The sequence below is a fragment of the Providencia alcalifaciens DSM 30120 genome, from assembly GCF_000173415.1.
GTDB classification, from domain to species: domain Bacteria; phylum Pseudomonadota; class Gammaproteobacteria; order Enterobacterales; family Enterobacteriaceae; genus Providencia; species Providencia alcalifaciens.
Map to the genome: position 1 here is coordinate 42,580 of NZ_ABXW01000014.1, position 25,577 is coordinate 68,156.

The window sequence follows — 25,577 nt, forward strand, 5'->3', positions numbered from 1 at the left end:
AAAAGTTCAGTAAGCAGTAATGAGTAGTCGCAGTAAATAATAATTAAATACCATTCAAAGTGCGTGAATACGCCTTCATCAGGAAATATACCCTTTGTCTTTAGTTAAGGGGTATTCAGAGCGAACGGGTGCCCTTTTGGTGCTCGTTCGCTCTAAAACTCGAAAAAAATAATTAGAATTAAAGGAAGTACAATGACTCTAAAGCAAACTTTGTGCGTTTATGAGCTACTCGATTGTGCGAATGTAAGTGGGCATGATGTCGTTCAGTTGTTTCAAGATTTCCCCGAGGTTCAAGTCATTTCAACGACTGTCGTCGATCAAAAAGGTCAAAGTGATTTCGTCAGAATTACGATCCCCGGTCAACAAGGTAAGTCTCAAGGTAAAAATGCGCCAACCCTCGGCATTATTGGGCGTTTAGGTGGACTCGGTGCAAGACCTTCACGCATTGGCGTTGTCTCTGATGCTGATGGTGCAATCGCCGCCATCACAACAGGATTAAAACTGGCGCAAATGCAGCAGCGAGGTGACACGTTATTAGGCGATGTGATCATTACCACGCATATCTGCCCAAATGCACCTACTCGTCCACATACTCCAGTCGATTTTATGGATTCCCCGTTGGAAGATGTGACGATGAATCTCCACGAAAGCATTCCTGAAGCAGATGCGATTTTATCGGTGGATACGACTAAAGGAAATCGCCTGATTAACCATAAAGGGTACGCACTATCACCTACGGTTAAATCAGGATATATCCTGCCTGTTTCTGAGGATTTGCTGCGTTTAATGGAGTGGAGTAGTGGACAGAATGCGGTCACTTTCCCACTAGCAATCCAAGATATCACTCCTTATGGTAATGGGCTTCATCATTTAAACAGTATCATGCAGCCAGCGGTTTCGACGACAGTACCTGTTGTTGGTGTTGCAATTTGTACGGAAACTGTTGTACCGGGTTGTTCAACGGGGGCGAGTCATGAAGTGGATATTGCAACGACCGTAAAATTTATGATTGAAGTGGCAAAAGAATTCGGTGAAGGCAAGTGCGCTTTTTATGACGAAGAGCAATATCAGTTATTAACTGAACTGTATGGAGATATGCGCCATCTACAAGCCACGGAAGAACAATAATATTTATTGCATGCTTTCTTAATTTGGAACTGTTTTAATTTAAATAGCCACAGTTAATTATTTACCCCTTAAAAATAATTAACTGTGCTCTATTACCCTAATTTATTCTGCTTTCTCTTCACCGCTTTCAGTAATTGGGATAATGACGTCAGCATGAGAGCCTTTAGGACCAGCACCAACACTATAGTTAACCTTCTGGCCCGCTTTCAGTGTTCGGTAACCGTCCATTTGGATTGTGGAGTAATGTGCAAATACATCATCTCCGCCATCTGTTGGGCAGATAAAACCAAAACCTTTCGCATTATTGAACCACTTCACCGTACCTGTATTCATATTTCTGTCCTTTCAGTTTGCTACTTACTGTTTATATACATGCATAAAATGCATATGTATACCAGAAGAGTTTTTTCATTACACGTAAATTAAATTAATGTTTTATTTCGATAATATTTTTTATCTGTTTTTAACTTATTGTATATATTGATTTATTAAAATATCGATTTTCTTATTATGATTAAACGCATAAGGAGTGTTATGGTGTTTCTGTTTGTTTTATAAGCAATTATTTTCTTCCCCAAAACCCCACCAAAAATACTCCCCAAAACATTTAAAAATTTGAGTCTTTAAATTACGACAATTTTCCACTCTTTACCGCGATCATCGTTGTAATTATCAGTCATTACTTTCGACCTGTGACCTAACAATCTTTGAGTATCCAATCCTTGTTCTCGATATATCCTTTCAGAAAGAGAACGCTGTTCATGAAAGGTTGGTTCAGCACCTTTCGACCAAGTAATTCCACATTTATTACGTGCATTTTTAAACGCGGTCGTTAATGAGGTATTTGATATTGCCCCGCCTTTTTTACCCCTAGCAATAGAATGGCGATGGTGAAGTAGGTAAGGGCTAACAACAAGATCCCTACACATGGAGATCACATCACCAAGCGTCATTTCTATAGCATCACACTTCAGCGTTAATGGGATGGCAATTTTCGTCCCTGTTTTTTCTTGCTCAATGTGCAACATTCCATCCCAAACATCCGAGAATTTCATTTTTGTGATATCACCAAGGCGCTGCCCTGTAATTAGAGCTAATAGCATCCCATGCTGTAAGTAATGAGGGTGCATAGCTGCTTGCTGATAGATAGCCTTCCATTCATCCAGCGATAAGCGCTCTCGCTTCACTTTGCTTCTAGGTTTCTTGGTTGCAAGAGCAGGGTTATATCCTGGTGGAACATGGCCAACATGCTGAGCCTCTTTAAACACATCAACAATCACGGATCTGACTACTTGAGCCATTCGGTTATGCCCGAGCGCCTTTACTTCGTCTGTTATTTTAACGACTTCAAGCGCAGTTATATCTTTTAAGGACATCATCCCGCAGTGTTGCTTAAATAGATTTAGCGGCTTAATTTTTTGCTTATATGAGTTTAGCTTTAACTCTCCTTGGTCCATTCGTTCTTGCTGTATTTCTAAATATTTATCAATCCAATTGGACACGCTAATGCCAATTTTCTTATTTTTAATATTTGAAAGCCTGTCATTGATACTGAGTATTTGTTTTGTTTGCTGTTCAGCTATAACCACATTTGCTTGAGCGGCTACTTGCTCGGCTTCCTCGGCGTCCGTGCCGAGGCTATGAAACCTACCTGTTAACGGGTGTTTATATTGCCAATAAACCTTTCCGTTTCGTTTATCTAATTTCCGATACAAATTTGGAATAGTGATTTTATGAGCGCGGGGTCTAGCTGCCATCAGATAATATCCTTTGAAGTTTATCGTTTGAGCAATTCGGTAATTGAGGTTTTGAAACAATACCCACCCAGCGGGAATCACGATCTACCATCCATTTCTTACCAACTTTTAAGGCTGGTGGTACCATCATGTTCGCTTTCGCATACTTCAATAACACTTGCTTGCTGGGCGCATCATCACCGAATTCCAGTTTTGCCCATGCTTCTAGAGATACCATTCTAGACATAATTACCTCCACATATCTGCCCGCATGCAGACTAATAATTCAACCACAAACACTCGGTACGCTTTACTGAACCAGCATGCCCGTTTGCTGCTGTTGTCTTTACTTCTTTTCGCCAGCTCGAGAGTTGGCTGTTATATAGATCGTTGTCATAACCACAGATAATAACTTTCCCTTGAAGCTGGACAGCGACAGTGATTAATTGCTGGTGGCCCCATTCATCCATTTCATACCGATATGTTTCGCTTCTCATACTCCTTGTTTCATGTAAATAGGGTGGGTCAATAAAATGCAAGGTACTGCTGGTATCATGGTCTTTCATGCACTGAATGGCATCACGATTTTCAATTAATACCCCTTGTAATCTATCAACAACAGCGAGCAGGTTTTCCGGTGCACGTGTCCATATCTTTTGTGCTGTCGCTGAATTACGTTTAGTGTCTAATCTAAAACCGGTTTTACCTTTCGTTGCACCGGCGCTACCAAAGCCCATAGTGGCGCGAACAATCGTTTTACGTGCTCGTTCAATAGAGCAATCAGAAATTTCATAAGCACAATTAAATTCAGTTCGTGAGTAGGGCGTTAATAGACAAGCATCGATAAGTTTTTCAGCCTGATCTTTATCACGCAGAACGCGAAACAGATTTACTATTTCATCATCCAAATCGTTATAAACTTCAGCTTCCGAGCGAGATTTACGCAAAAGAACTGAGGCAGCCCCGCCAAATGGCTCAACATAACAACGATGATCTGGAAAGTGACTAATCACCCAAGGGGCAAGTCGATACTTGCCGCCATGGTAGCGAATAAGCGGGTGTTTAATGATTGTCATGTTCCACCTTCATTTGCTTGAGTGCTTCACGAACAGCGTTTAAACGTGACTCCATCCTCCAATAATCGCTATTTTCCTGCTTAGGCCATGGAGCACTCCACGGATCATTACCAAATAACCCATTATATTTATTACTAAAAGTGCAATTAATAACATCATCTTTAATATCTTCAATCCATTCGAGATCATCAAACATGGTGCGAGCGTCACTTTCAGTTAGTATTCTTTTTTTTCGACACTTCATTATTTCTTTCTTAACAAACGCGATATTTTCTTCATTATCAGCGTCAATTTCCTTGTCTAGGCTTGAGTCCAAATAACCAATCCAATATTGGTTTGTGATCCATAATAAAAATTCAGTAAGAGACATACCCATACCGCCCCAATAGCATGACCATGACTTACTAAATTCACTGATAGTCACACGACCTCTACGATTATCGCCATAGTCTTCAAGGTAAACATGAATAGGGTCATGATTATTCACATTTGTTATTACTAGCTTAGTAACTTGTGATTGCTCAACCTTCATATTTATTTCTCTTCACTGTTTAAATTTAATCCTATCGAGCAAAAAATTTCACTTAAAATTGAGTTAAGTATCAGTTAATTCAGGTGTATATTCTAAGTGCTTATTATTTGGAGAAGTACATTAGCTCGCATTATTTTATTGCCGATACCGATGTGTCGGCATTTTTTTTAATTTCATATTCATTTATTACGCTATTACGCTAATCCTATCGAGTAAAATATTTCACTGAAAATTCACTTATATTTCGAGTGGATTAGATGTAATCTCTATTTAGCTCATTTAAAATGGAGCGTCCTTTAAATAGTTTCTTTTGAGCATATTGCCGATGCCCCATGCGTCGGCATTTTTTATCTAACTTTTTTGTTAAATCCATGTTATGAACTATGATTAAATTGCTTTTATAGAGAAAGTAGAAATACCTAAGCAATCTTTACCGCCATCTAATAACCCCTAGATGGCGGTTTTTTTTATATCCCGACACTGAGCTTTAACTCCAGTTTGAAATTTCTTCTTCGATTAAATCGTCTATTTCGTCGTTAGTAGCTTCTTCATTGAGAAACAAACGTGCTTCGGTCATGTATTTTTCTCGGTTCTCGTCAAAGAACTTTGAGCATTCAGGCGACCAACCACACTTACCTCCTTGAAAATCTGCGGCAGCATTATCTTCAGCCATATTTTGAATCATCATATCGGCAGTAATAACGCCCGATTCACGACAAAACCCCATTAAGTCGCGCTTTCTGAAATAAGATGAAACTTTTGAATCGCAAACATCTTTAAATCGTAGTTTCCAGCGCTGAATACAGCGCCCGTGTAGAGTTTTCATATTGATTACCTCATACAACAATTCTGTAAACTGAATTAACTGTCTGGATATATCCATCAGCAAGATAAGTATCGATATTAACTACTGGTGATGTATGTATTTGAGCGCCATTAAAGACGCGTTTTTTTGTGTCATTGTAAACATGACCATCAGCACCATGGGCGTTAACTGATTCGAGTAATATATCTGCATCAAATTTAATTTCGTTAGACATGATTAACCCCCTCGTTATTAATAATCATTGCAGTAGCAAATATCTTCTGGTGACTCATCCCAAACTAATAAGCTACCACCGTAATAGAGGTTCAAGATTAATTTATCAAAACGGGAATATGGGTTAATTATTCTTTTGCCTAAAGTATTACCTTTAACTTTACCCCCAAACAGCTCATATACTTGATGACCTTCATGTAAAAATAATTCGCTTCCATAGCCATCTTCTCGGACGCTACTCAGAAAGAATCTATAATCACATTCGCTTTCTCTTATTGAGTTATATGAAGATGTGGCCTCATCTGGGTGCAAGCTAACAAAAATAGATCCATCACGTTCATCATCAAAAAATACCTGTGGAGAATCCCACCCATTTTCAATTGCGTTGCTAGCATTACCTTCAATAAACGCCTCCCATAAATCGGAAGCTTTAATGTATTTAGGGCATTCTTCCTCACTAACAAAATCTTTTACTAAAGCGGCAACCTTTTCCTGTAAGTCTGTTTCGATTCCTGATTTCTCCCAAGAGTTACGCATTTTTTCAGTAACGAGCGTGTTGTATTTTTTCAAATCAACCATATCTTCTATGCTAGTGGGTAGGGCGCTTTCCATTGCCTTTTTAAATGCTTTTCCAAAGTCGCCGTAAGAACGAAAAGCATCATCAACAACATTGTTAAATAAGTTAGCTATACCCTTATCAATAATTTCTACTGCTTGTTCGCTATTTGCAAACTCAACACAACGCTGAGTTAATAATTCACTTAATGTTAGTTCTTTAGACATAATTAATACTCCACACACAATTTAGATAATAAGAGTCCGTCTCTTAATAAAGAGAATTAAATTCCTTGGTATTGGCTAAATAGCTATTCTGTTTTTTCTTTATATTTTAATAATTCAATTAATAGCTCAATGGTATTAACCATGTGAAACATAAATACAGCATTGGTATGTCGGTATCGATATGCTTTATCACCATCGCATTCAATTTTTGCTAGTGGCTTGATGCTCTTAAAGTCAAAGTTATCTGTAAGTTTGAAAATTAAATCAAAGGTGCTTAATTCAATTAGACTTACTTTGAAATGATTGTCTAATGAATCTTTAACTTGCTCACGAATTAAATTAAGTTCAGCATCGTATTTTACAGTTTCAAGTTTTTTATCAACTTTACGTTGTAGCAAAATGAAATTACCGGGATGAAGGTCATGACCAAAACACTCTTCAGGCGATAAATTATCAATGTGGTTTGATAGTCGTGTTGTAATACCGTTTTTTGCATCATCGATGTTAAATGTTTCAGTTTTTACGGTGCCACAAACTTTAACTAAGCTACCCACCAGTGCTTGATAATCTGGCTTTCTTGTTGTTGATATGAAGAGGAAGCCTTTGGAAACATGGTATAGCGCTGTAATAACTTTTGTCTTTGTTAATGCGATTTTTAGAAGTTCATCTATAGCCATACGCTTTATTTCAGGCACAAGATAATCGGTAATGCCTTGTTCTTTCAGTTTTTCAATGCGTTTGTTTATTTCGAACGCGATAGCCGCTTTAGGTAGTATCTTTTCATCAATACGGAAATTGATGATATAACCACCTTCAATTGGTGTGACTAATTCACCAGTTACTTTATTTGGAATAAAGCCATAGCTAAAAGAGTGCGACTCAAGAATATCAACAAAAGGTAATTCTTTTAAATGATTTTCTAGCGCTTCAGCATTTGGTAATTCAGCCTTAAATACAACTACACTGCTAATTGGAAAACGTTTCATTTGCTAATCTCCGCATAATAATTAACTCCACAAATATAAATAAGACCACTGACAGTAATTAAGTACATATTTACCCGTATGGACTGACGCCAATGGTCTTATTTATATTTAGAAAAAGAGGCGGCATGGCACCGCCAAAAACTACTAACTAGCAACGGCATTATTATTTTCAGCTTGGATCCGAAGATAAATTTCTTCGCGGTGAATACTTGTATCTTTTGGTGCTTCGATACCAATCCGCACTTGGCATCCTTTGATTCCCAAAACAGTGACTTTGACATCATCACCAATAACAACGGTTTCACCGGCACGACGGGTTAAAATAAGCATTCCACTAATTACTCCACAAAGTTAAATCAACTAAGCACTAATAGTGACTTTACAGCGTTCGGTCTGCTCGAAAATCTCATCATCGAGCCTTTCAATTTTGCGCTGCAGTTCGACTTTATCTTGTTCTAACTGAGCTTGTTTAGCCTTAAGCGACTCCAGCGTATTGAATTCAGCAGCCTTTTGCAGAATCCATGCTTGTGCATCTTCCTGCGACATTGGCACACTAAAGGTTACGATTGGTTCATTTGAATTGGTTTGCATTGTACCCACCTAGTCGTTTGTATTGATAAGGTAAATATAGCAACGAGTATTAAATATAGCAATAGGTATATTGCGTATATTTTGGTGTGATGTGTATGGTAATGAAATCTAAGAGGTTATTTTTTCATTTTCAAAAAAATACGAAAGGGTATTAGAATTAACATAGAATAATTCTTGCAAATTTTACCTGAGAATATAAAGTATAAAACAATTTACTGTATAAATATACAGTAAGTAACCAAAAGCTATAATGTTATATTCGAGAGGAATGAGACGATGGTGATAGTTTTGGTGAGGAATGGAGCTGGTGAGTATAGAGAGGTGCTTGTTAGTCAAAAAGAAAAAACAAGCTACCTTCTGAAATCACGAACAAGAAAGACGACAACACCGATAAATTGTGCAGAGGATAACTCAATTAATGGCACTCTGTTATCATCAACTGATAGGAAGCCGTGACTACCACCATCTAAAAATTTATATACAGAAATAGAATTGTTAACCTGTGCTATCACCAGATCCCCCGTTCCTGGTGTTATCTCAGTATCTACGATAGCAATACTTCCGTTCGGTGCCTCAGCGCACCCAGTATTACGGCTCAGTACATACGCACGATAAGATGGTAATGGCTTACCCATAGGGGATATGACGAAATCATCAGTTTCGCCAGACTCATCCCAAACTGAAATGTTAAGAGATTTATCTAGTCTAAACTTTTGTTCGCTATTAGGGCCTTCCATTTCGCCGATGCCATTTGCCAGCCAATCAACATTCACGCCAAGAGCATTAGCTATATCAACTAATTTTACCGATCCTTTAGCTTTTCCATTCACTAAGCGCCAGATTGTGGGCTGAGCAACACCCGATGCTTCAGCTAAAGCACCTTGCGTCATGTTACCCCTATATTTCATAGCCTCTTGGAGGCGTTCAGACAGTGTCGTTTTCATGAATGCGAATTTATAGTCATGCGTATTAAAAATCAAATTCCCATTGCTATTGTATAAATTAATACTCATTGCTATTATTTATCTCACGACAATACTAAAAGGGTTAAAAAATGAAAAACAAAGCAATTCAAAAAGCAATTGATATTGCTGGGGGGCAAAAAAAATTAGCTGACCTGTGTGGCGTGAGCCAGCCGACGGTTTGGCGATGGCTTCATGGTGGCGGTGTAGATGCAAGATTGGTTATGTCTATTGTGAAAGCTACCAACAATGCAGTCTTACCTCATGAAATAAGGCCAGACCTTTATGAATTAATTGGAACAGGCAAACAATAACAAAACCAACTAACAGAGTTAACTACTAAGAAAACAACGGAATTGTAGATATGTACAGCGTAAATAAATTAACGGTGCTTTATAAAACGCAGAAGATTATTAATCTTCGGAATCATATTGTCAGGATCTTTGAGTATGGGAAAAATCCAATCATCTTCGTAAAGTTCATTTGCTTTAAGAGCCTGAAAAAAGTCATCTACAGCTGCATTGTAATTTACACACTTTCTTTTGGTCAGGTGAAGGCGGAGAGCTCGAAATTCATCTTTATTGATATTAGGCATATCCCTTATTCCTCCACTGCAGTCTTCGAGGAATTTATCCAATTTCAAAAACAAAGGGTCAGCAATAGTGTTGAATTCTTTGCGTTTATCTCTAGCTCTAGCGAGGTAATGACCGAGCCAAGTACCCAAGAAAAAAGAAAATACAGCCCAAAAGAAAGTAATAAAGCTGAAGCTGGACTTGAAGAACAAGACGAGATTACTCAAGAGGACATCGAACATTTTAAATCATCCATTATCGGTATGTTATTGATATCTTTAGTTATGATCCCGTTAGGGATTATTTTGGGTTCATATATTAGCCCTCGCATTTTAGCAAAGCGTAAGCGCTGGATGAAGCTACATACACTTAAGGCTAAGAGGTTTCATCGAAATAATCCTAATAAGCATTACACCACTCCACGCAAAACACTCTGTCAGTGGCTTTGGTTTTAATAGGAATTTTAATTATGAGCAAACAAACACTAAAAGAAGTCGTGAAAGAAATGTGCAAGGTATTTCCCGGTGGGCGTTCTGCAATGGCTGGCGCTTTGGGCATTTCTGAAACCACTTTCAACAATAAGTTGTATGAAAAAAACGGTTGTCGCTTTTTTGAAAACGATGAGCTTGAAGCAATGGAAGAGCTATCAGGCACTAAGTTGCTGGTGGAGTACCACATGAATCGTCATGGGATGGTACCTGCACCGAAAGTTGAAGCAGAGCAACTTGATAAGGTTGAGTTATTTGATATCCGCATGAAATTAAATGCGATGCAGGGTGATTTAAATATTTTTATCGAGGAATGCATTTCTGATGGGAAGTTAACTCTTGATGAAATCACTGCAATCAGACGCAAACAGGGGAAAGTTAATGCCTATGAGCTTGGTTTTGTTAACTCACTAGAAACGGTATATGGGGTTGGGAAATGATGAGTATAGCTAGAAAGGTTGACGCCCCAGATATGCGGTCCGAGGCGTCGGGGTCGCTAAAAACATTTGTGGAGTAATTAGCATGAGTAGCTTAGCAAATTTAACGAGTCGTCCGCAAGTACGAGCGTTAATGTGCGGAAACCGTTTCGTCTATGAGATTAAAGTACCAAACGGTTATCAAGAAACCAACTACCAGTTTATGCGCTGGTTAGTAGATGACTTCAACTCTACTTACGGGAGAGGGGAACGTGTCCAATGAAGACGTCAATAATCTCAATCGTATTTATTTGGATAAGCGCGGTCGCCATGTTCGAGTCATTCGTTATGACCGAGTCAAGCAATGGGTCATATTCTTGCGTGACGGTTATGAGCATGAGTGTTTCGCACCTTTGTATAAGTTCAAGTCAGAGTTCACAAGGGTGAAGTAATGAGCTGTTTATTATTACTGAAAACTCGCCCCCAAATTGTTATTCCAGAGCTGGCTGTGCGTTTAGGTTTGAGTGAAGCTTTATTGCTTCAGCAGGTTCAATACTGGTTATCTGAAACGGCATCAGGAATAGAGTATAAAGGTCGTCGCTGGATATATAACACCATTGAGGAATGGCGAGAACAATTTCCGTATCTCTCGGAATCAACAATCAAGCGTGCATTTACTAATTTAAAGAAATTGGGCGTGTTAAGTATTGATCAAATCAATAAACACAACCATGACCGCACAAATTATTACTCGATAAATTACGAGCATACGTTGTTATCCGATGAGGTCAAATTGACCTCATCGAGCAGGTCACCGAAAGCCATTCGAACAGGTCAAAATGACCTTATCGATAAGCGCAAAATGAAACGTTCTGAACGGGTCAAAATGACCTCATCGAACGGGTCAAATTGGTCTGATCTTACAGAGAGTACTACAGAGAATACTACAGAGATTACAACAGAGAGTAACTCTTCTTGTCAGGCTCATGCTGAGCCAGACGACGCGAAAATGGTTTTAGACCATTTCAATAAAGTGACGAATTCAAGCTATCAGGGCAAGAAGACCACTATGGGGTATATCAAGGCTCGGTTAGCTGAAGGGTATACGGTGGATGAGCTAAATCAAGTCTCTGACTACCTGACAGCTAAATGGCTGAATGATCCTGAATACGCTCATAACCTCCGACCGTTAACGGTATTTGGTGAAGAAAAATTTGAGAGTTATTGCCAATGCTCAAAAAAATGGCATCAGCAAGGCAGACCTGTGCGAATTGATGGCAAATGGCGAAAGCCAGGTGAAGTCACAGTAAGAATCGACACAGTTCAGCGTGACGAAGCATTCACTCGCATCATTGGATCCCATTCTAAACCTCGAAATCGCATCGAAGAAATTGCGGCAGAGCTAGCGGGTAAGTCTGGCATACGTCGTATGAGTGATTTTGTTGGACGCAAGGCATGGGTAAGTATTTGGCAACGAGCAACAGAACAAGCAGCAAGGGAGACGGCGGTATGATGCACTGCGAGTCTAAAGAAATTTACGGTGTAGATGTTTTGGGTTTAGTTGCTGTGTGGCATCAACTACGCCGTTGGTGGCTAATTGGCAAGCTTAGAAAGCGTTGCAAAAGGGATCGAAAATTACTGGTATTGCTCCGCAGGCGAGGAATGCATTTAGCTACGGCATCTTTAGGTGTTGATATTCGTTATAAGCGAATTCGGTTGTGTTTTGAATACCACCAGCAGCGAGGTGATATCTAATGGCAGTTTATGCGAGTCATACAGCTCCAGCAGACAAAGATTGTTATCAAACACCTCAGTGGCTATTTGAGGCGATGACAGCAGAATTTGGTTTTTGGCTGGATGTTGCAGCGAGTAAGCAGAATGCGTTATGTGTTGATTTTTTCACGCAAGAACAAGACGCACTAAAGCAGGAGTGGTTTAGCAAAGGAGCCATTTGGTGTAACCCGCCTTACAGCAATATCAAGCCTTGGGTTGAGAAAGCCGCGGAGCAATACCTAGAACAGAATCAGCCGATCGTGATGTTAGTCCCAGAAGATAAATCTACGTCATGGTTTTCACTGGCATTAAAGAGCGTTGATGAAATACGAGTTGTCATTGATGGGCGTATTAACTTTGTAGATCCGACGACAGGCAAAGAAAAGCGGGGAAATAATAAGGGGTCGATGTTCCTTATTTGGAGACCGTTTACTGAGCCAAAGAGAGTGACAACACATGTATCTAAAAAACGATTAATGGAGATTGGTTATTCGATTTTAGGAGTTGCAGCATGACAGATTATATGTACCGACAAGGGATTGATTTAATTAAGGCAATGCGTGGTTACGATAATTTCACCGTCAAAATGTTGGTAAGTGGATGCGCTATTAGTCCACATTCAGCACCTAGATTGTTAGAGGTTATGTCCGAGCTTGGGTGTGTAAAGTTCATCGGTAAATTCAATCGTAATAGTAAAGGTGCCATTGCTAATCACTATCGAGTAACGCCTTATGCTGTGACGAAATTAAAAAAGGCTAAATCAGAGTGTGATAGAAAAAAATTAGATAAGTATGTGGCGAAAAAAACAAAAGTTCAGTCAGTAGCCAATCATTCAGTAGAGGTATCTAAAAAGAAAAAGCAGGATTCTTTGGGCGAAATGATAGTTGTTAAAAAAGCCTGTGTTGATGGACTTGGTAGCTCGCTATTGATGCATTTGGACAAACTGTTAGCGGGAGTTCGCGCATGAAAGACCAGCTTCCTGAAATTTATCAGTGTAAGTGTGGGAGTGAGGATCTCCACATTGAAACACTGGAGTATCGGACTTGGTTTTATGTTTATTGCCATGGCTGTGGGAAGAAAGGTCCAGCGATAAATGATAAGCCCGAAGCAGTAAAGATTTGGAATATGGTGGTATCGAATGGCTAGTAACAAGTGCATGTTTTGCGGCGGTAAGGCAACGCTTTTATGTGATTTTGTTCTTGGTTTTGATGCCGAAGAGGATGAAAACGGCAGCATAATAACACTAAGAAAACATCACACCTGTGATGCACCAATGTGCCGAGAGTGTGCGACATGGCAAAGCAATATCTTTTTCTGCGGTTCAGCAGGGTTTATGGATACTGTCGACTATTGCCCTATTTGCCAACCGCTATATGCGAAAGGCTTTATGGTTCGACGTCATAAAGGTGGCTTGCGTGAGGCGAGCTTTACTATCGAACAAGCTGAAATCATCCGTAAAGCTCATTGGGGCAAGTATTTAAATGCAAACGGCAGGGCATTCTCCATAGTTTCTGGTGGGGGGCAACTATGTCTGGATCTGTAAGCTTAACACTGCCCTTTCCTCCAAGCGTTAATACGTACTGGCGAAACCTTAAAGGTAAAACGTTAATCAGTGAAAAGGGGCGTCGATATCGGGCGAGTGCGATAGCAGCGATCTATCAGCAATTACCGAGGAGATCAGACGCCATAACTGGAATTGTTTCAGTGACGGTAAAAATGTTCCCACCAACAAGCCACAGAAGAGACATTGATAATTATTTGAAAGCCCCATTTGACGCACTGACACACGCGAACATTTGGAAAGACGATGATCAAGTCAAACATGCGGATATTGCTTGGTGTGATGTTGTGAAAGGTGGACGCTTTGAGATAACGATAAGACCGATAGGTAATGTTGTATGACAGATTTTTGGCTATTAACGCCGATCCGTGTTCCGGAGATTGGTATTGTAATGTTTAAGCCTGGGCATTATTCAAATGAATTTATGGAACGAATGTTGTTGATGCCTGTACCAGATGAATTGAGGGAACTGGCATCAGGGCGGTTATCTCTCCCATCACAATACTTCAGCGACGAGTTTAAGGATGAACGGGTATCAAAAGCTGTATTAAATTTAACCGTAGATCCTGAGCCACCAGCAAGTTTTATGAAAAAACCAAAGTCTCGACGCTGGACAAGTGAAGATTATCTGAAATGGGTTAAATCACAGCCTTGCTGTGTTTGTGGATCAACAGCAGATGACGCTCATCACATTATAGGTTACGGATTGGGTGGTATGGGAACAAAAGCGCATGACTTATTTACTATTCCACTATGTCGAGTTCACCACAGCGAGTTACACAAAGATCCGAAGGGGTGGGAACAAGAGAATGGCTGTCAGTTAATGTTGTTATTTAAATTTTTAAATCAGTCTATCAGTCAGGGTGTGTTCGGTTAGTACGTTATGCGGAACGTGGCGGAGATTATTGCATGAGAGATATTCAAACAAGATTGGAGCTTTGGGGAGCATGGGCTGCATCAGAAAATAGCGGTGTTGATTGGCAACCTATAGCAGCGGGATTTAAAGGACTATTGCCAAATACAAGGAAATCTCGCCTTCAATGTGATGATGATGAAGGCATACTTTTAGACAGCTGTATTTCTTGCTTAAAAAAGTATCAACCTAAAGAGTACGAATTAATTATCGCCCATTTTGTTGTTGGGATTTCGTTACGTTCTATAGCTAAAAAGAGGAAATGTGCTGATGGTACAATAAGAAAAGAACTTCAATCAGCTATGGGATTTATAAATGGTTGTTTATGTTTTATTTTAGTTTGAGATTATAAAAGCCGCAATTGCGGCTTATTTTTTGCTCAACTCTTTTTTCTCTTCAAATAATGCTTTTATTTTCAATGGAATAAATGTTGATTGAATAAATGAAAAGCATGTTAAAAAAGAAATGGAATATCCAATAAATGATTTTAAAAACAAAAAATACTCATTTTTATTTTGAGTGTCTTTAGATAGCAAATAAAAAATAAAAATTAAGGCAAGTGTCAATATATAAAGCAAAAATAACATATAATACTTAGTAAAGCGCATTAGAAAACGCCTTTCTTGATTAGCCGCATCAAGTAGTGAAAGACCGTTCATGATTGTTGAATTTTCACCAGACATAGTTATCACTAACAGCAAAAATCCAGAGAGAATAGAAAATACGTTAGCGACTAGATTTAATGCATCATTGTTATTGGTCAAACTATAAGTAAGAAAGTATGAAAATGCTGCTGAGGCTAAAACATTCAATGATGTTGCAAGTATTCCCTTTATATTAAGTTCGTTGAACATGTTAGCCCCCTTTGTCTCTTTGATTATAGCTCTTTTTCAACAAAATCCTCTAGAATTTCTTTGGCATATTTTGCATTTATAGATTTAGAACCATAAGGTACCGCAAAATAGGTTTTTGTCAGCTTCATGTCATCCCCATAGATTCTTTCACCTTTTTTGGTCTCAATATAAAAATCTGATGATAAATCAGCAATCCATTTTGCAGGATTTTTTTCTATAGATTGAGCTATTTCCGCATTTCCAGAGGCATCAATTTTTAGATGTCCCGAAATTCCTTTTGTTCTAGTTTTTGGTTCTTTTTTGAATATTGAGGCGAACATTGACGGAGCTTTGACAAAGTCAGATTGTTCTACAGCGATATCTATATGCAAAGCTCTAAATTTTTGCTCTTTAATTTTTTCTATTACTTTTTTCTCTAATACAGGGGTTGGGGTGATAGTTATGCCAAATTGCTCAAAAATAGTAGCAATTTTATTTTCACACCAGTTGGTAGATATCTGCATTAATGAAGCAATATGATTATCTTTAATTAGGAAAAAAGCGTGAAGGCTATCTAAGTTCTCAACTTCAAGTAAGTCGCTAGCATTCTTTTTTGGTGGCGTTATAGATACTTGCTCTTTTGGGTTATATAAAGCAAAGTGCATGTAATGAATATCTTTTTTAGTTGAAAACTCTTTAAGTTTTAGGTGTTTTTCTTTACTTATTTTTATTACTTTATCAACTTTAAATTTATCTGAATTAGATATTTGGTCGAAAAGCACATCTGTACTAGATGTGTTTACTTTGAAAGCTCTAACTAAACATTTTTTAGTATATCCATCTTCTTTTGAGTAAGAAAAATTCATAGTAGGGTCCATTTGTGAAATTTAGTTTAAGTATTGTATTAAAATACTAACGCGTACGCAAAATTATTGATATTGTGATAAGAGCGAATACGTTGTCACCTAACTTATAGAATGAAACCTCGCCAGTCGGGGTTTTTTTATGCCTGAAATTCACATAAGACTTGCTGTTACGTTTGGTCAGAGTGACATGTGTGTTCATGCACAATAGGACAAAAAAAGCCGGTTGTTCAAAACCAGCTGGAGGTACAACTAATAGTACAAGCGAGAATGTGTTTAAAATGCAAAACTATATCGGGTGTAAATTTAATTATCACAAAAAAAATTGTCCATATCTGAATGATATTTATGTGATTTAAGTCAAATCTTAATAAGCTGCAATTAATCGTAATGGAAAACTTTCATTAGCAGAAATGCCGACATTGCGGGTGAGCACCTTAACCGTCTATCCAATCTTGCGATAGCCACGTTATGCCCTTCTATTTCAACTCTCTCGGAATTTCCGGATAGTTCAATTTATCCAGTAGCCATAGAGTCTTGTTAGCGCAAGACAGCCAGACTGAGCTATATCAGTCACCTTATTCAACAAGTCGCCTAGTGCGGCTTTTTTCGTATACGCTGCCACAGAATTCTAATCATACACTTCATTGATATTCAGGGATTGTGTGCGGCTTTCTATTAACTTTAATTACGGAACACTCCTTTGAGGGTGGATATGCGCATGCCATATAAAGAACCTAATAATATAAATTGGCTAACCGTTATCTTGGTTGGCGTAATGACATTTTTTGGTGGTACTGCAAGCTATGCCAATAAAGTACTGAAAGGTGAGCCATTTAGGTTTGGGCTTTTTATTGCCCAGGTCGTTGTTTCTATGTTTGCGGGCTCAATGGTGTTATTGGCTGCAAGTTACTATGTTTGGCAAGCTGAAATTGCTGGTGGAGCAGCAGGTTTAGCTGGGTGGTCTGGTGCAGCTGTGGTTAGCGCATTAGAGAGGCGTTTTTTAAGGAAGGTGTCAGATGAATGAACCTAAATGGCTTGTTGAAGCGAGAAAAGAAATCGGTCAACGCGAAATTAAAGGTGCAGCATCGAATCCTCGCATTGACCAGTACTGGCGAGATAGTAAGTTGTCCGGTTTAGTGGGAACGGATGATAAGGTGCCATGGTGTGCTGGTTTCGTGAATGCAATGTTAGAGCGTGCGGGTATTCGTTCCACGCGTTCAGACTTCTCTCGTTCATACCTGAATTATGGAGTGAAGCTATCCGAACCTAAATACGGTTGCATTGTTACTTTCTCTCGTACTGGAGGTGGTCATGTCGGTTTCGTTGTTGGCAAGACAGAATCAGGCTCATTACTGGTATTGGGCGGTAATCAATCCGATGCTGTCAATATCAAAGCGTTTGAGACATCCCGAGTAACGGGGTATTGCTATCCGAAAGGTGTGGCGATTGACAACCGACCGTTACCGATTGGTGACGCAGCCTTATCAGTGAAAGAGTCGTGATATGAACAAATGGCTAATTTATGGCGGGTCGGCTATTTTGGTGTTTCTATTGCTAGTGGTTATCGATTCGCAAGCAGGAAAAATTTACAAGCTCGAAGATGATAATAAAACCCTAACAAAGCAACGTGATGAGCAAATTGCTATCAACGTAGACTACGAAAAACGCATTAACTCCCTTCACGAACTCGACACCAAACACACAACGGAACTCACAAATGCAAAAGCTGAAATTGATAAGTTGCGTAATGATGTTCGCAATGGCGCTAAGCGCGTGTACGTCAAAGCTGACTGTCCAAAGCCCAAAGCGAATACAGCCGAAAGCGGAAGCAATGAAGCCTCCGCACGACTTAGTGAATCAGTTGAACAAGATTATTGGCGTCTCAGAGAAATGATGACAGAGAACGAAAAGCAAACTTTGTATTTGCAGAATTACATTAGAACGGAGTGTTTACGATGAGTGAATAAGTATTAGCGGTAAAAATTGAAGCATTTCTGAAGGCGTACGATCCCGCTGAGTATGACGACGGTGATATTGGTAGTCGATACGCCAAAGCATTCTCAAAAAAACTCGCTGAACATCTAGTCAAAGAGTTGCAAATAGATAAAAAAAACCCCTCAAGTGTCCAATGAGGGGGCAGTCAACAAACGAAGGTGTGACAACATACATGAGCTACTAAGCTAACAAGAGTTCCCATTAACGTCCTAAATTTAAATTTATCAGCTGATATTTTTCAATATTTCACATAGGGAATATGAAGGAAAATAATTTTTTGATGATAAATCAATGAGATATTTTTTATTCAATCGATTGTTTTGATGTTTTTGATTAACTGAAGGTGGCATTTAATGGCGATATTCAATCACTTGACGAGGGAACAGATGAAGCAGGATTACGACCATTACGCTTTATTCATGGGGATTGTGCCAATCTATGTCGGAGATGTTCATGGTGAGTGCCGCGTAGCTGTTCGTAATTGGTTTCCTGATTGGTTATTGGATTTGGCTGACTTTCTTCATCAGTTCACACCATACATGAATGGTTTATCAAGATGGGCAAGTCAATCAAGTAGTCCATAAGAAAGCAGTACGGGTAGTTTAACAATAACAAGCCTTGTAATCGTGGGGCTTCTTAATGGAGAAATGCTATGTCAGCACAAGGATTCGATAAACCAGTTCAATTTCGTGAAGAGTTGGATAAAAGTGTTCCTGAAGAATAAAAAAAGCCGCAGATACCTGCGGGTAATGAAAGGCTATGTATGAAAAAATAATCTCATTACGCTTGCTAATATAAATTTTTGGAGAAAAAAATTCAATAGCTCTTAATGGATCCTCTTTTCGGCTGTTTATTGCAAGTATCCTAGTGATATCTGCTGTTGCTTTGTTTTTTAGTTGCAGGGTGGATAAACAAAAAACACTAAACAAATAGCTGGTTATTTTTTATTTGAGGTTGCTTATGCCCCCACGTATAGCACGAGCTTGCCGTAAGTGCGGCTGTCGTAAAACAACAACCGATCGCAGTGGCTATTGCCAAGATCACATGAATACAGGCTGGGAAAACCACCAGCAAGGTAAGAGCCGTCATGAGCGTGGTTATGGGGTCAAGTGGGACAAAATACGTGCTCGTGTTTTGCATCGTGATAAGCATCTATGCCAAGAGTGCTTAAGGTCTGGTCGAGCTGTAGATGCCAAGACGGTAGACCATATTAAACCCAAAGCGCATGGCGGTACCGATAACGATAGCAATCTGCAAGCATTGTGTTGGTCGTGTCATAAACGTAAGACTGCAAGCGAACGAACCAGAAGATAGCCGCTATATGAGCGACAACTCACAAGGGGGAGGGGCGGGTCAAATCCCTACCACTTTCGCCCTAAAGTACCGCCGCTTCAATCGAATTTTTATACCCGCGAAAAATAAAATTAAAATTAGCTCGATAAATCACCTTTTTTTGAACTGAATCCGAATTATTGGAGGTTTTTTTATGGCTGGCACGCCGGGTAAATCTGGTCGTCGCCCGAAGCCTACTGCCAGAAAAGAATTAGCCGGCAATCCGGGGAAACGGGCATTAAACAAAGATGAACCCGTATTTACTCCATTAAAAGGAGTTGCACCTCCCGAGTGGTTTATTGAAAACAAGCTAGAACTTGCCGTGGTGATGTGGGAGCTCACAATAAAAGAACTTTGTGGGCAAGGTCTTTTGTGTATTACCGATTTGGCTGTTCTTGAACGTTGGTGTGTTGCTTATCATCTCTGGCGTCATGCTGTGATCGCCATCATGCGAGATGGTACTCGCTTAACGGGTGCAACAGGTGGACCGATTAAAAACCCAGATTTAACCACAAAAAAAGATCAAGAAAGTGAAATGGACCGCACGGGCGCCATGCTGGGTTTAGATCCGAGCAGTCGGCAGCGGCTTATTGGCGCGGCTGGACAGACGAAACACGATAACCCATTTATGAGAATTATTACTTCATGAGTCGTAAATCTTACCCCAATGTCAATGCGGCTAACCAATATGCGCGTGATGTGGTGCGTGGCAAGATCACCGCATGCCAATATGTTAGAGATGCTTGTCAGCGACATATTAACGATATTGCACAAGAAAAAAACACAAAATTCCGTTATCGCTTTGATAAAGATTTAGCCGAAAAAGCCGCTAAGTTTATTCAATTATTACCTCATACAAAAGGGGAATGGGCATTTAAGCGGATGCCTATTACGTTGGAGCCTTGGCAACTTTTTATTGTGTGCAGCGCGTTTGGGTGGGTGCATAAAGGAACAAAGCTTCGACGTTTTAGGGAAGTGTATACGGAAATTCCGCGTAAAAATGGCAAATCAGCCATTTCGGCAGGTGTTGCGTTGTATTGTTTCACTTGTGATAACGAATTTGGTGCTGAAGTGTATTCTGGTGCGACGACGGAAAAGCAGGCGTGGGAAGTCTTTCGACCTGCGAAGTTAATGTGTAAGCGTACTCCTTTGTTAATTGAAGCATTTGGTATTGAAGTCAATGCGAAAAATATGAATCGCCCAGAAGACGGTGCTCGATTTGAACCATTAATTGGTAATCCCGGGGACGGTCAATCTCCTCACTGTGCCATTGTGGATGAGTACCATGAACATGATACGGATTCACTTTACACAACCATGCTTACCGGGATGGGAGCTAGGCGTCAGCCGTTAATGTGGGCAATTACGACGGCGGGATATAACATTGAAGGTCCTTGTTATGACAAGCGACGAGAAGTCATTGAAATGCTCAATGGTACTGTACCGAACGATGAATTATTTGGGGTGATTTATACCATTGATGATGGGGATGATTGGGCAGATCCCGAGGTACTAAAGAAAGCGAATCCGAATATGGGGATTTCTGTTTACAGCGATTTTTTAATGAGTCAGCAAAATCGCGCTAAAAACAACCCAAGACTTGCCAGTATATTTAAGACGAAACATTTGAATATTTGGGTTTCCGCGCGTTCGGCCTATTTCAATATGCTCAGTTGGCGTGAATGTGAAGACAAAACACTCACGATAGAGATGTTTGAAGGGCAATCCTGCGTTCAGGCGCTCGACCTGGCGAGAAAGCTGGATATGAATTCCCGCGTTAAATTGTTTACACGAGATATTGAGGGAAAACGGCATTATTACTGCATTTCTCCGAGTTTTTATGTGCCTTACGATGCTGTTTTTGGTGCAGATATTGAAAATCAACGAACGGCTGAACGCTTTAAAAAATGGGTTGAAACGAAGCACTTAACATTAACGGATGGGGCTGAAATTGATTATCGCGTTATATTGGAGGATGCAAAAGCTGATAATTTGAGTAATCCGATTGATGAAAGCCCTATTGATCCTCACGGGGCGACAAATTTATCTCATCAACTGGCTGATGAGGGATTAAACCCTATCACCATCGTGCAAAACTACACAAATATGTCTGATCCCATGAAAGAGCTTGAGGCTGCAATTGCTTCAGGGCGTTTTCATCATGATGGCAATCCTATCATGACATGGTGTATCGGTAATGTTGTTGGCAAATTCTTACCCGGTAATGACGATGTGGTAAGACCTATCAAAGAGCAAAACGAAAACAAAATTGATGGAGCTGTGGCATTAATTATGGCTATTGGTCGAGCCATGCTTCACGAAGAAAGTGATTTTCTCGCATCCATAGATCCAGACGAAGACTTACTATTCCTATGAAAAATCTCTTTATTGATATTACTGCATTAGCGGGATTTTGTGCGGTGATGGCGGGTTGTTATCTTAAATACGGACTGCCGAATACATTAATACTTGGTGGTTCTGTGTGGGTCATTTATGCATTATTTGCGGCGATGAGGAGGTGATGTGATTTTGAATGCGTTATTTCGTCATGATAAACCGACGAGTATAGAAAATCCCTCAACGCCAATTACCGCCGACTCGATTGATACCGAGGGGGTTTTTACGGCAGATGTGCATGTTAGCCCTGAAACATCGATGAAATTAGCGGCAGTATACGCGTGTATTTATGTTCTTTCTTCTTCAATTGCCCAAATGCCCCTGCATGTCATGCGAAAGTCTGGCAATACAGTTGAGATAGCACGAGATCACCCCTTATTTTATTTGATTCACGATGAACCGAATAACTGGCAAACCAGTTACAAGTGGCGTGAAACCAAGCATAGACACATTTTAGGGTGGGGGAATGGTTACACGCAGGTTGTGCGTAATCGTAAAGGTGAAGTGGTTAGTCTTGAGGCGTGTATGCCGTGGGAAACCACTCTATTGAATGCGGGGGGGCGTTATACCTACGGCGTTTACAATGATTGCGGTAATTTTGCTATCAGCCCTGATGACATGATCCACATTCGTGCTTTGGGAAATAATCAACGGATGGGGTTAAGCCCGATTGCTCAGCATGCTGAAACGATTGGTATGGGGATGAGTGGGCAAAAATACACCAGCTCTTTCTTTGGTGGTAACGCTAGACCAGCAGGAATTTTGTCTGTTAAAGGTGATCTAAATAAAGACGGTTGGGCGCGTATAAAAGATATGTGGCAAAAGGCAAGCGCCGCACTCCGTAGTCAGGAGAATAAAACCATGCTTATCCCTGCTGATCTCGACTACAAGGCGCTAACAGTTTCCCCTGTCGATGCTCAGCTCATTGATATGCTAAAGCTGAACCGCTCGATGATTGCGGGCATATTTAATCTGCCTGCGCACATGATTAATGATCTTGAAAAAGCGACGTATTCAAATATCTCAGAACAATCCATTCAATTTGTACGCCATACCATCATGCCGTGGGTAGTGAATTGGGAGCAGGAGCTGAATCGGCGCTTATTCACAAGACAAGAAAGGGCGGCAGGATTTTACGCGCGTTTTAATTTGGCGGGCTTATTGCGAGGTACCGCTAAAGAGCGCGCTGATTTTTATCATTTTGCTATTACTGATGGTTGGATGAGTCGAAATGAAGTGCGCGCTTTCGAAGATATGAACCCAGTTGATGGGCTGGATGAAATGTTAGTCAGTGTGAATGCGACTCAGCCTGTGGGGAGTCAAACAAAAAAACTCAAAGGAGATACTAGTGAGCAGTAACCAAGAAACTCGCTGCTATATCGGGGAAGTGAGAGCAGAGTCCAGAGATGAGGGGAGCGCCTCCCATATAATCGGGTTAGGTTCTGTTTTTGATTCTCGTTCCGAGTTGATGTGTGGATTTAAAGAAATTATTAAGCCGGGCGCATTTGATGACGTACTGAATGATGATGTTCGAGGGCTGTTTAACCATGATCCTAATTATATTTTGGGCAGAACAGCGGCGGGGACTTTGTCATTAAGTGTGAATGAGCGCGGTTTGGTTTACGACATTACCGTACCTGATACCCAAACGATCCGCGATTTGGTATTGGCTCCTATGCAACGTGGGGATATTAATCAGAGTTCTTTTTCCTTTCGTGTCGCTCGAGATGGCGAAGATTGGTATCAGGATGATGATGGGGTGATTATTCGTGAAATTCACAGATTTTCTCGTTTATTCGATGTGAGTCCGGTGACTTATCCCGCCTATCAGGAAGCTGGCGCAGCTATACGTTCAATGAATGCATGGAAAGAGGCGAGAGACAGCGGCGACTTGCAGAAAGCCATTAATCAAAAATTAGCGCGTGAGCGCGTTTTAACTTTACTCAATGCATAAGGTAATACTATGACGATGAAGCTTCATGAATTAAAACAAAAACGTAACACCATTGCGACAGAGATGCGCGCTATCCACGAAAATGTGGGTGACGGTATGATGACGGATGAGCAGCGTACTGAATGGAATAAAGCAAAAACTGAACTTGAAAAATTGGATGCGCAGATTGAACGTGAAGAGCAACTCCGCTCTTTAGATCAAGCGTTTGTTGACGATAAAGCGCAAGAGCAGCGCAATCAGCCGACAGGCGACTCAGATAAAACACAGGCAGAACGTCGTAATGCTGCATTTGACCGATTCTTGCGTTGTGGTGCTAGCGAGTTAACAGCGGAAGAGCGCCAAGCATTGCGTGAATTGAATCAAGAAGCCCGAGCACAAGGTGTTACGCCAGATGAAAAAGGGGGATTTACCGTACCAACACAGATGCTTAACAAGGTAGTTGAGCAGATGAAAGCTTATGGTGGTATTGCCAATATCGCTCGGATCCTCAATACCTCCAACGGTCAAGATATTATCTGGTCAACATCGGACGGCACTATGGAGGAAGGTGAGCTGTTAGGTGAAAACACCCAGACAACCGAAGAAGATGTGGAGTTTGGTTCGGCAACATTGGGTGCTAAAAAACTTTCTTCAAAAATGATCCGAGTTTCGAATGAGCTACTTCAAGATAGTGGCATCGATATGCAGGCTTATCTCGCGGGACGCATTGCTCAACGCATTGGGCGTGGTGAGGCAAAATACCTAGTAAAAGGTACAGGAAAAGGTACACCGTTACAGCCAAAAGGGCTTGAAGCATCGGTGACTGGCACGGTTGATGCAGCTGCGTCTTTCGGGTGGAAAGATATTAATGCGCTTAAGCATTCTATTGATCCAGCTTATCGTAACGGGAGTAAATTTCGTTTAGCGTTTAACGACAGCACACTTAAAGTGATTACTGAGTTAGTAGATGCGCAGGGGCGTCCGCTTTGGTTACCTGAAATTATTGGTGTTGCGCCATCTACGATTTTAGGTATGCAGTACACTATTGACCAAGCCATTGCTGACATGGGGGCGGGGAATAAGTTTATTTACTGTGGTGACTTTGATCGCTTTATCGTGCGCCGTGTGACCTATATGACATTACGCCGTTTAGTTGAGCGTTTTGCCGATTTTGATCAAACGGCATTCTTGGCGTTTCACCGTTTTGACTGCGTGCTTGAAGATACCTCTGCCATTAAAGCTTTGGTGGGTAAAGCTGCCGCTAAATAAGATGTCATTGCCTTGAATCAAGCGCCGCTTAATTGCGGTTTTTTTGTGCCTGCGATCTAGATAGGGGCGCAGGCAGTTAGGTGAAATCATGCCATTGCCAACACTAGAAAAATTAAAAATTCAATGTCGGATCGATGAAGATCATGTTGTTGAAGATGATCTATTGGAGACCTATTTATTGGCAGCCAAAAAGCGAGTGGAAAATTACATTAATCGGAAACTGTATGAGGACACCATTCCTGAGTCAGATCCGGATGGCTTGCTCATTTCAGATGATATTGAGTTAGCGATCATGCTAGTCGTCGGTCATTTTTATGAAAATCGCGAGTCTTCATCCCTCCCTCCTGGCTTCAAGGCGCTGCTTGAGCCTTATCGGTTTATCAATCTGTAGGAGAA

At 40.4% G+C, this 25,577-nt stretch carries 41 protein-coding genes; 27 read left to right on the plus strand and 14 right to left on the minus strand.

Annotated features, from left to right (window positions below; genetic code table 11):
- Window positions 1-192: 192 nt before the first annotated feature.
- Window positions 193-1,128 carry a DUF1177 domain-containing protein gene (locus PROVALCAL_RS03425; protein ID WP_006657711.1) on the plus strand — a complete coding sequence of 312 codons (936 nt, stop codon included), beginning with the start codon at window positions 193-195 and terminating at the stop codon, window positions 1,126-1,128.
- Window positions 1,129-1,230: 102 nt separating this feature from the next.
- Here the strand turns inward: PROVALCAL_RS03425 and cspD are convergent, their stop codons facing one another.
- From cspD to PROVALCAL_RS03485, 12 genes are all read right to left on the minus strand, one after another.
- Window positions 1,231-1,461 (minus strand): cold shock domain-containing protein CspD, encoded by a 231-nt coding sequence (gene cspD, locus PROVALCAL_RS03430; RefSeq protein ID WP_006657712.1) that lies wholly within the window; start codon window positions 1,459-1,461, stop codon window positions 1,231-1,233.
- Between the two features lie 290 nt (window positions 1,462-1,751).
- Entirely contained in the window at window positions 1,752-2,885 is a 1,134-nt protein-coding gene (locus tag PROVALCAL_RS03435; RefSeq protein WP_006657713.1) for a phage integrase Arm DNA-binding domain-containing protein, read from the minus strand.
- Window positions 2,875-3,111, minus strand: a complete 237-nt coding sequence (locus PROVALCAL_RS03440) for a hypothetical protein (protein ID WP_006662242.1) — start codon at window positions 3,109-3,111, stop codon at window positions 2,875-2,877. The genes PROVALCAL_RS03435 and PROVALCAL_RS03440 overlap by 11 nt, the downstream gene beginning before the upstream one ends.
- A 31-nt stretch (window positions 3,112-3,142) precedes the next feature.
- The gene (locus PROVALCAL_RS03445) at window positions 3,143-3,940 is read right to left on the minus strand and encodes a DNA adenine methylase (protein WP_006657715.1); all 798 of its coding nucleotides are present in this window, start codon (window positions 3,938-3,940) and stop codon (window positions 3,143-3,145) included.
- On the minus strand, window positions 3,927-4,472 hold the full coding sequence (locus PROVALCAL_RS03450; RefSeq protein ID WP_006657716.1) for a phiTE_072 family protein: 546 nt from the start codon (window positions 4,470-4,472) through the stop codon (window positions 3,927-3,929). The genes PROVALCAL_RS03445 and PROVALCAL_RS03450 overlap by 14 nt, the downstream gene beginning before the upstream one ends.
- 487 nt (window positions 4,473-4,959) lie before the next feature.
- Window positions 4,960-5,298, minus strand: a complete 339-nt coding sequence (locus tag PROVALCAL_RS03455; RefSeq protein ID WP_039861564.1) for a hypothetical protein — start codon at window positions 5,296-5,298, stop codon at window positions 4,960-4,962.
- Between the two features lie 10 nt (window positions 5,299-5,308).
- Window positions 5,309-5,512, minus strand: a complete 204-nt coding sequence (locus tag PROVALCAL_RS03460; protein ID WP_006657719.1) for a hypothetical protein — start codon at window positions 5,510-5,512, stop codon at window positions 5,309-5,311.
- 17 nt (window positions 5,513-5,529) lie between these two features.
- The gene (locus PROVALCAL_RS03465; RefSeq protein ID WP_006657720.1) at window positions 5,530-6,294 is read right to left on the minus strand and encodes a hypothetical protein; all 765 of its coding nucleotides are present in this window, start codon (window positions 6,292-6,294) and stop codon (window positions 5,530-5,532) included.
- A gap of 83 nt (window positions 6,295-6,377) precedes the next feature.
- On the minus strand, window positions 6,378-7,280 hold the full coding sequence (rdgC, locus tag PROVALCAL_RS03470) for a recombination-associated protein RdgC (RefSeq protein WP_006657721.1): 903 nt from the start codon (window positions 7,278-7,280) through the stop codon (window positions 6,378-6,380).
- Window positions 7,281-7,424: 144 nt separating this feature from the next.
- The gene (gene csrA, locus PROVALCAL_RS03475) at window positions 7,425-7,610 is read right to left on the minus strand and encodes a carbon storage regulator CsrA (RefSeq protein ID WP_006657722.1); all 186 of its coding nucleotides are present in this window, start codon (window positions 7,608-7,610) and stop codon (window positions 7,425-7,427) included.
- Window positions 7,611-7,640: 30 nt separating this feature from the next.
- Window positions 7,641-7,871, minus strand: coding sequence for a hypothetical protein (locus PROVALCAL_RS03480; protein WP_006657723.1), 231 nt, complete (start codon window positions 7,869-7,871; stop codon window positions 7,641-7,643).
- 350 nt (window positions 7,872-8,221) lie between these two features.
- Window positions 8,222-8,884, minus strand: coding sequence for a helix-turn-helix domain-containing protein (locus PROVALCAL_RS03485; RefSeq protein WP_006657724.1), 663 nt, complete (start codon window positions 8,882-8,884; stop codon window positions 8,222-8,224).
- Between the two features lie 41 nt (window positions 8,885-8,925).
- Between PROVALCAL_RS03485 and PROVALCAL_RS03490 the strand changes: the two genes are divergently transcribed.
- The 14 genes from PROVALCAL_RS03490 to PROVALCAL_RS03545 all read left to right on the plus strand — a co-directional run bounded on the left by PROVALCAL_RS03490 (window position 8,926) and on the right by PROVALCAL_RS03545 (window position 14,900).
- A complete protein-coding gene (locus tag PROVALCAL_RS03490) occupies window positions 8,926-9,147 on the plus strand; it encodes a helix-turn-helix domain-containing protein (RefSeq protein WP_006657725.1) in 222 nt (73 codons plus the stop codon).
- Between the two features lie 50 nt (window positions 9,148-9,197).
- Window positions 9,198-9,860 (plus strand): hypothetical protein, encoded by a 663-nt coding sequence (locus PROVALCAL_RS03495; protein ID WP_006657726.1) that lies wholly within the window; start codon window positions 9,198-9,200, stop codon window positions 9,858-9,860.
- A 14-nt stretch (window positions 9,861-9,874) separates the two neighbouring features.
- Window positions 9,875-10,333, plus strand: coding sequence for a YmfL family putative regulatory protein (locus PROVALCAL_RS03500; protein WP_039861565.1), 459 nt, complete (start codon window positions 9,875-9,877; stop codon window positions 10,331-10,333).
- Between the two features lie 82 nt (window positions 10,334-10,415).
- Window positions 10,416-10,592 (plus strand): hypothetical protein, encoded by a 177-nt coding sequence (locus PROVALCAL_RS19700; RefSeq protein WP_006657728.1) that lies wholly within the window; start codon window positions 10,416-10,418, stop codon window positions 10,590-10,592.
- Entirely contained in the window at window positions 10,582-10,761 is a 180-nt protein-coding gene (locus PROVALCAL_RS19190; protein WP_192941393.1) for a DUF4222 domain-containing protein, read from the plus strand. The genes PROVALCAL_RS19700 and PROVALCAL_RS19190 overlap by 11 nt, the downstream gene beginning before the upstream one ends.
- Window positions 10,761-11,822 (plus strand): conserved phage C-terminal domain-containing protein, encoded by a 1,062-nt coding sequence (locus PROVALCAL_RS03505; protein ID WP_006657730.1) that lies wholly within the window; start codon window positions 10,761-10,763, stop codon window positions 11,820-11,822. Before PROVALCAL_RS19190 ends, PROVALCAL_RS03505 begins: the two co-directional genes overlap by 1 nt.
- Window positions 11,819-12,064: a hypothetical protein gene (locus PROVALCAL_RS03510; RefSeq protein WP_006657731.1), complete on the plus strand. Its 246-nt coding sequence runs from the start codon at window positions 11,819-11,821 to the stop codon at window positions 12,062-12,064. The genes PROVALCAL_RS03505 and PROVALCAL_RS03510 overlap by 4 nt, the downstream gene beginning before the upstream one ends.
- Window positions 12,064-12,597: a phage N-6-adenine-methyltransferase gene (locus PROVALCAL_RS03515; protein ID WP_006657732.1), complete on the plus strand. Its 534-nt coding sequence runs from the start codon at window positions 12,064-12,066 to the stop codon at window positions 12,595-12,597. Before PROVALCAL_RS03510 ends, PROVALCAL_RS03515 begins: the two co-directional genes overlap by 1 nt.
- Complete coding sequence (locus tag PROVALCAL_RS03520; RefSeq protein ID WP_006657733.1) at window positions 12,594-13,049, plus strand: hypothetical protein; 456 nt, start codon at window positions 12,594-12,596, stop codon at window positions 13,047-13,049. The genes PROVALCAL_RS03515 and PROVALCAL_RS03520 overlap by 4 nt, the downstream gene beginning before the upstream one ends.
- Entirely contained in the window at window positions 13,046-13,228 is a 183-nt protein-coding gene (locus PROVALCAL_RS03525; RefSeq protein WP_006657734.1) for a hypothetical protein, read from the plus strand. Before PROVALCAL_RS03520 ends, PROVALCAL_RS03525 begins: the two co-directional genes overlap by 4 nt.
- Window positions 13,221-13,625, plus strand: coding sequence for a hypothetical protein (locus PROVALCAL_RS03530; protein ID WP_006657735.1), 405 nt, complete (start codon window positions 13,221-13,223; stop codon window positions 13,623-13,625). The genes PROVALCAL_RS03525 and PROVALCAL_RS03530 overlap by 8 nt, the downstream gene beginning before the upstream one ends.
- Window positions 13,610-13,984: a RusA family crossover junction endodeoxyribonuclease gene (locus PROVALCAL_RS03535; protein ID WP_006657736.1), complete on the plus strand. Its 375-nt coding sequence runs from the start codon at window positions 13,610-13,612 to the stop codon at window positions 13,982-13,984. Before PROVALCAL_RS03530 ends, PROVALCAL_RS03535 begins: the two co-directional genes overlap by 16 nt.
- On the plus strand, window positions 13,981-14,520 hold the full coding sequence (locus tag PROVALCAL_RS03540; protein ID WP_006657737.1) for a DUF968 domain-containing protein: 540 nt from the start codon (window positions 13,981-13,983) through the stop codon (window positions 14,518-14,520). The genes PROVALCAL_RS03535 and PROVALCAL_RS03540 overlap by 4 nt, the downstream gene beginning before the upstream one ends.
- A gap of 32 nt (window positions 14,521-14,552) precedes the next feature.
- Entirely contained in the window at window positions 14,553-14,900 is a 348-nt protein-coding gene (locus PROVALCAL_RS03545; protein ID WP_006657738.1) for an antiterminator Q family protein, read from the plus strand.
- 24 nt (window positions 14,901-14,924) lie between these two features.
- Here the strand turns inward: PROVALCAL_RS03545 and PROVALCAL_RS03550 are convergent, their stop codons facing one another.
- Entirely contained in the window at window positions 14,925-15,410 is a 486-nt protein-coding gene (locus PROVALCAL_RS03550; protein ID WP_006657739.1) for a hypothetical protein, read from the minus strand.
- Between the two features lie 23 nt (window positions 15,411-15,433).
- Window positions 15,434-16,255 (minus strand): hypothetical protein, encoded by an 822-nt coding sequence (locus PROVALCAL_RS03555; protein ID WP_039861566.1) that lies wholly within the window; start codon window positions 16,253-16,255, stop codon window positions 15,434-15,436.
- Between the two features lie 718 nt (window positions 16,256-16,973).
- Here PROVALCAL_RS03555 and PROVALCAL_RS03560 point away from each other — a divergent pair.
- The 12 genes from PROVALCAL_RS03560 (at window position 16,974) to PROVALCAL_RS03615 (ending at window position 25,572) form a co-directional block, all read left to right on the plus strand.
- Window positions 16,974-17,279: a phage holin family protein gene (locus tag PROVALCAL_RS03560; RefSeq protein WP_006657741.1), complete on the plus strand. Its 306-nt coding sequence runs from the start codon at window positions 16,974-16,976 to the stop codon at window positions 17,277-17,279.
- Complete coding sequence (locus PROVALCAL_RS03565; protein WP_006657742.1) at window positions 17,272-17,757, plus strand: TIGR02594 family protein; 486 nt, start codon at window positions 17,272-17,274, stop codon at window positions 17,755-17,757. The genes PROVALCAL_RS03560 and PROVALCAL_RS03565 overlap by 8 nt, the downstream gene beginning before the upstream one ends.
- Window position 17,758: 1 nt before the next feature.
- Window positions 17,759-18,214, plus strand: coding sequence for a lysis protein (locus PROVALCAL_RS03570; RefSeq protein WP_006657743.1), 456 nt, complete (start codon window positions 17,759-17,761; stop codon window positions 18,212-18,214).
- 422 nt (window positions 18,215-18,636) lie between these two features.
- Window positions 18,637-18,834, plus strand: a complete 198-nt coding sequence (locus tag PROVALCAL_RS03575; RefSeq protein WP_165480216.1) for a hypothetical protein — start codon at window positions 18,637-18,639, stop codon at window positions 18,832-18,834.
- Window positions 18,835-19,210: 376 nt separating this feature from the next.
- Window positions 19,211-19,564 (plus strand): HNH endonuclease, encoded by a 354-nt coding sequence (locus tag PROVALCAL_RS03580; protein ID WP_039861567.1) that lies wholly within the window; start codon window positions 19,211-19,213, stop codon window positions 19,562-19,564.
- Between the two features lie 172 nt (window positions 19,565-19,736).
- Complete coding sequence (locus PROVALCAL_RS03585) at window positions 19,737-20,231, plus strand: phage terminase small subunit P27 family (protein WP_006657749.1); 495 nt, start codon at window positions 19,737-19,739, stop codon at window positions 20,229-20,231.
- The gene (locus PROVALCAL_RS03590; RefSeq protein WP_006657750.1) at window positions 20,228-21,958 is read left to right on the plus strand and encodes a terminase large subunit; all 1,731 of its coding nucleotides are present in this window, start codon (window positions 20,228-20,230) and stop codon (window positions 21,956-21,958) included. The genes PROVALCAL_RS03585 and PROVALCAL_RS03590 overlap by 4 nt, the downstream gene beginning before the upstream one ends.
- A complete protein-coding gene (locus PROVALCAL_RS19705) occupies window positions 21,955-22,104 on the plus strand; it encodes a hypothetical protein (RefSeq protein WP_006657751.1) in 150 nt (49 codons plus the stop codon). Before PROVALCAL_RS03590 ends, PROVALCAL_RS19705 begins: the two co-directional genes overlap by 4 nt.
- 1 nt (window position 22,105) lies before the next feature.
- Entirely contained in the window at window positions 22,106-23,338 is a 1,233-nt protein-coding gene (locus tag PROVALCAL_RS03600) for a phage portal protein (RefSeq protein WP_006657752.1), read from the plus strand.
- Window positions 23,277-23,933 carry an HK97 family phage prohead protease gene (locus tag PROVALCAL_RS03605; RefSeq protein ID WP_192941392.1) on the plus strand — a complete coding sequence of 219 codons (657 nt, stop codon included), beginning with the start codon at window positions 23,277-23,279 and terminating at the stop codon, window positions 23,931-23,933. Before PROVALCAL_RS03600 ends, PROVALCAL_RS03605 begins: the two co-directional genes overlap by 62 nt.
- Before the next feature lie 15 nt (window positions 23,934-23,948).
- A complete protein-coding gene (locus tag PROVALCAL_RS03610; RefSeq protein WP_039861593.1) occupies window positions 23,949-25,181 on the plus strand; it encodes a phage major capsid protein in 1,233 nt (410 codons plus the stop codon).
- Between the two features lie 88 nt (window positions 25,182-25,269).
- Window positions 25,270-25,572 carry a head-tail connector protein gene (locus tag PROVALCAL_RS03615; protein ID WP_006657755.1) on the plus strand — a complete coding sequence of 101 codons (303 nt, stop codon included), beginning with the start codon at window positions 25,270-25,272 and terminating at the stop codon, window positions 25,570-25,572.
- The last annotated feature ends 5 nt before the right edge of the window (window positions 25,573-25,577 follow it).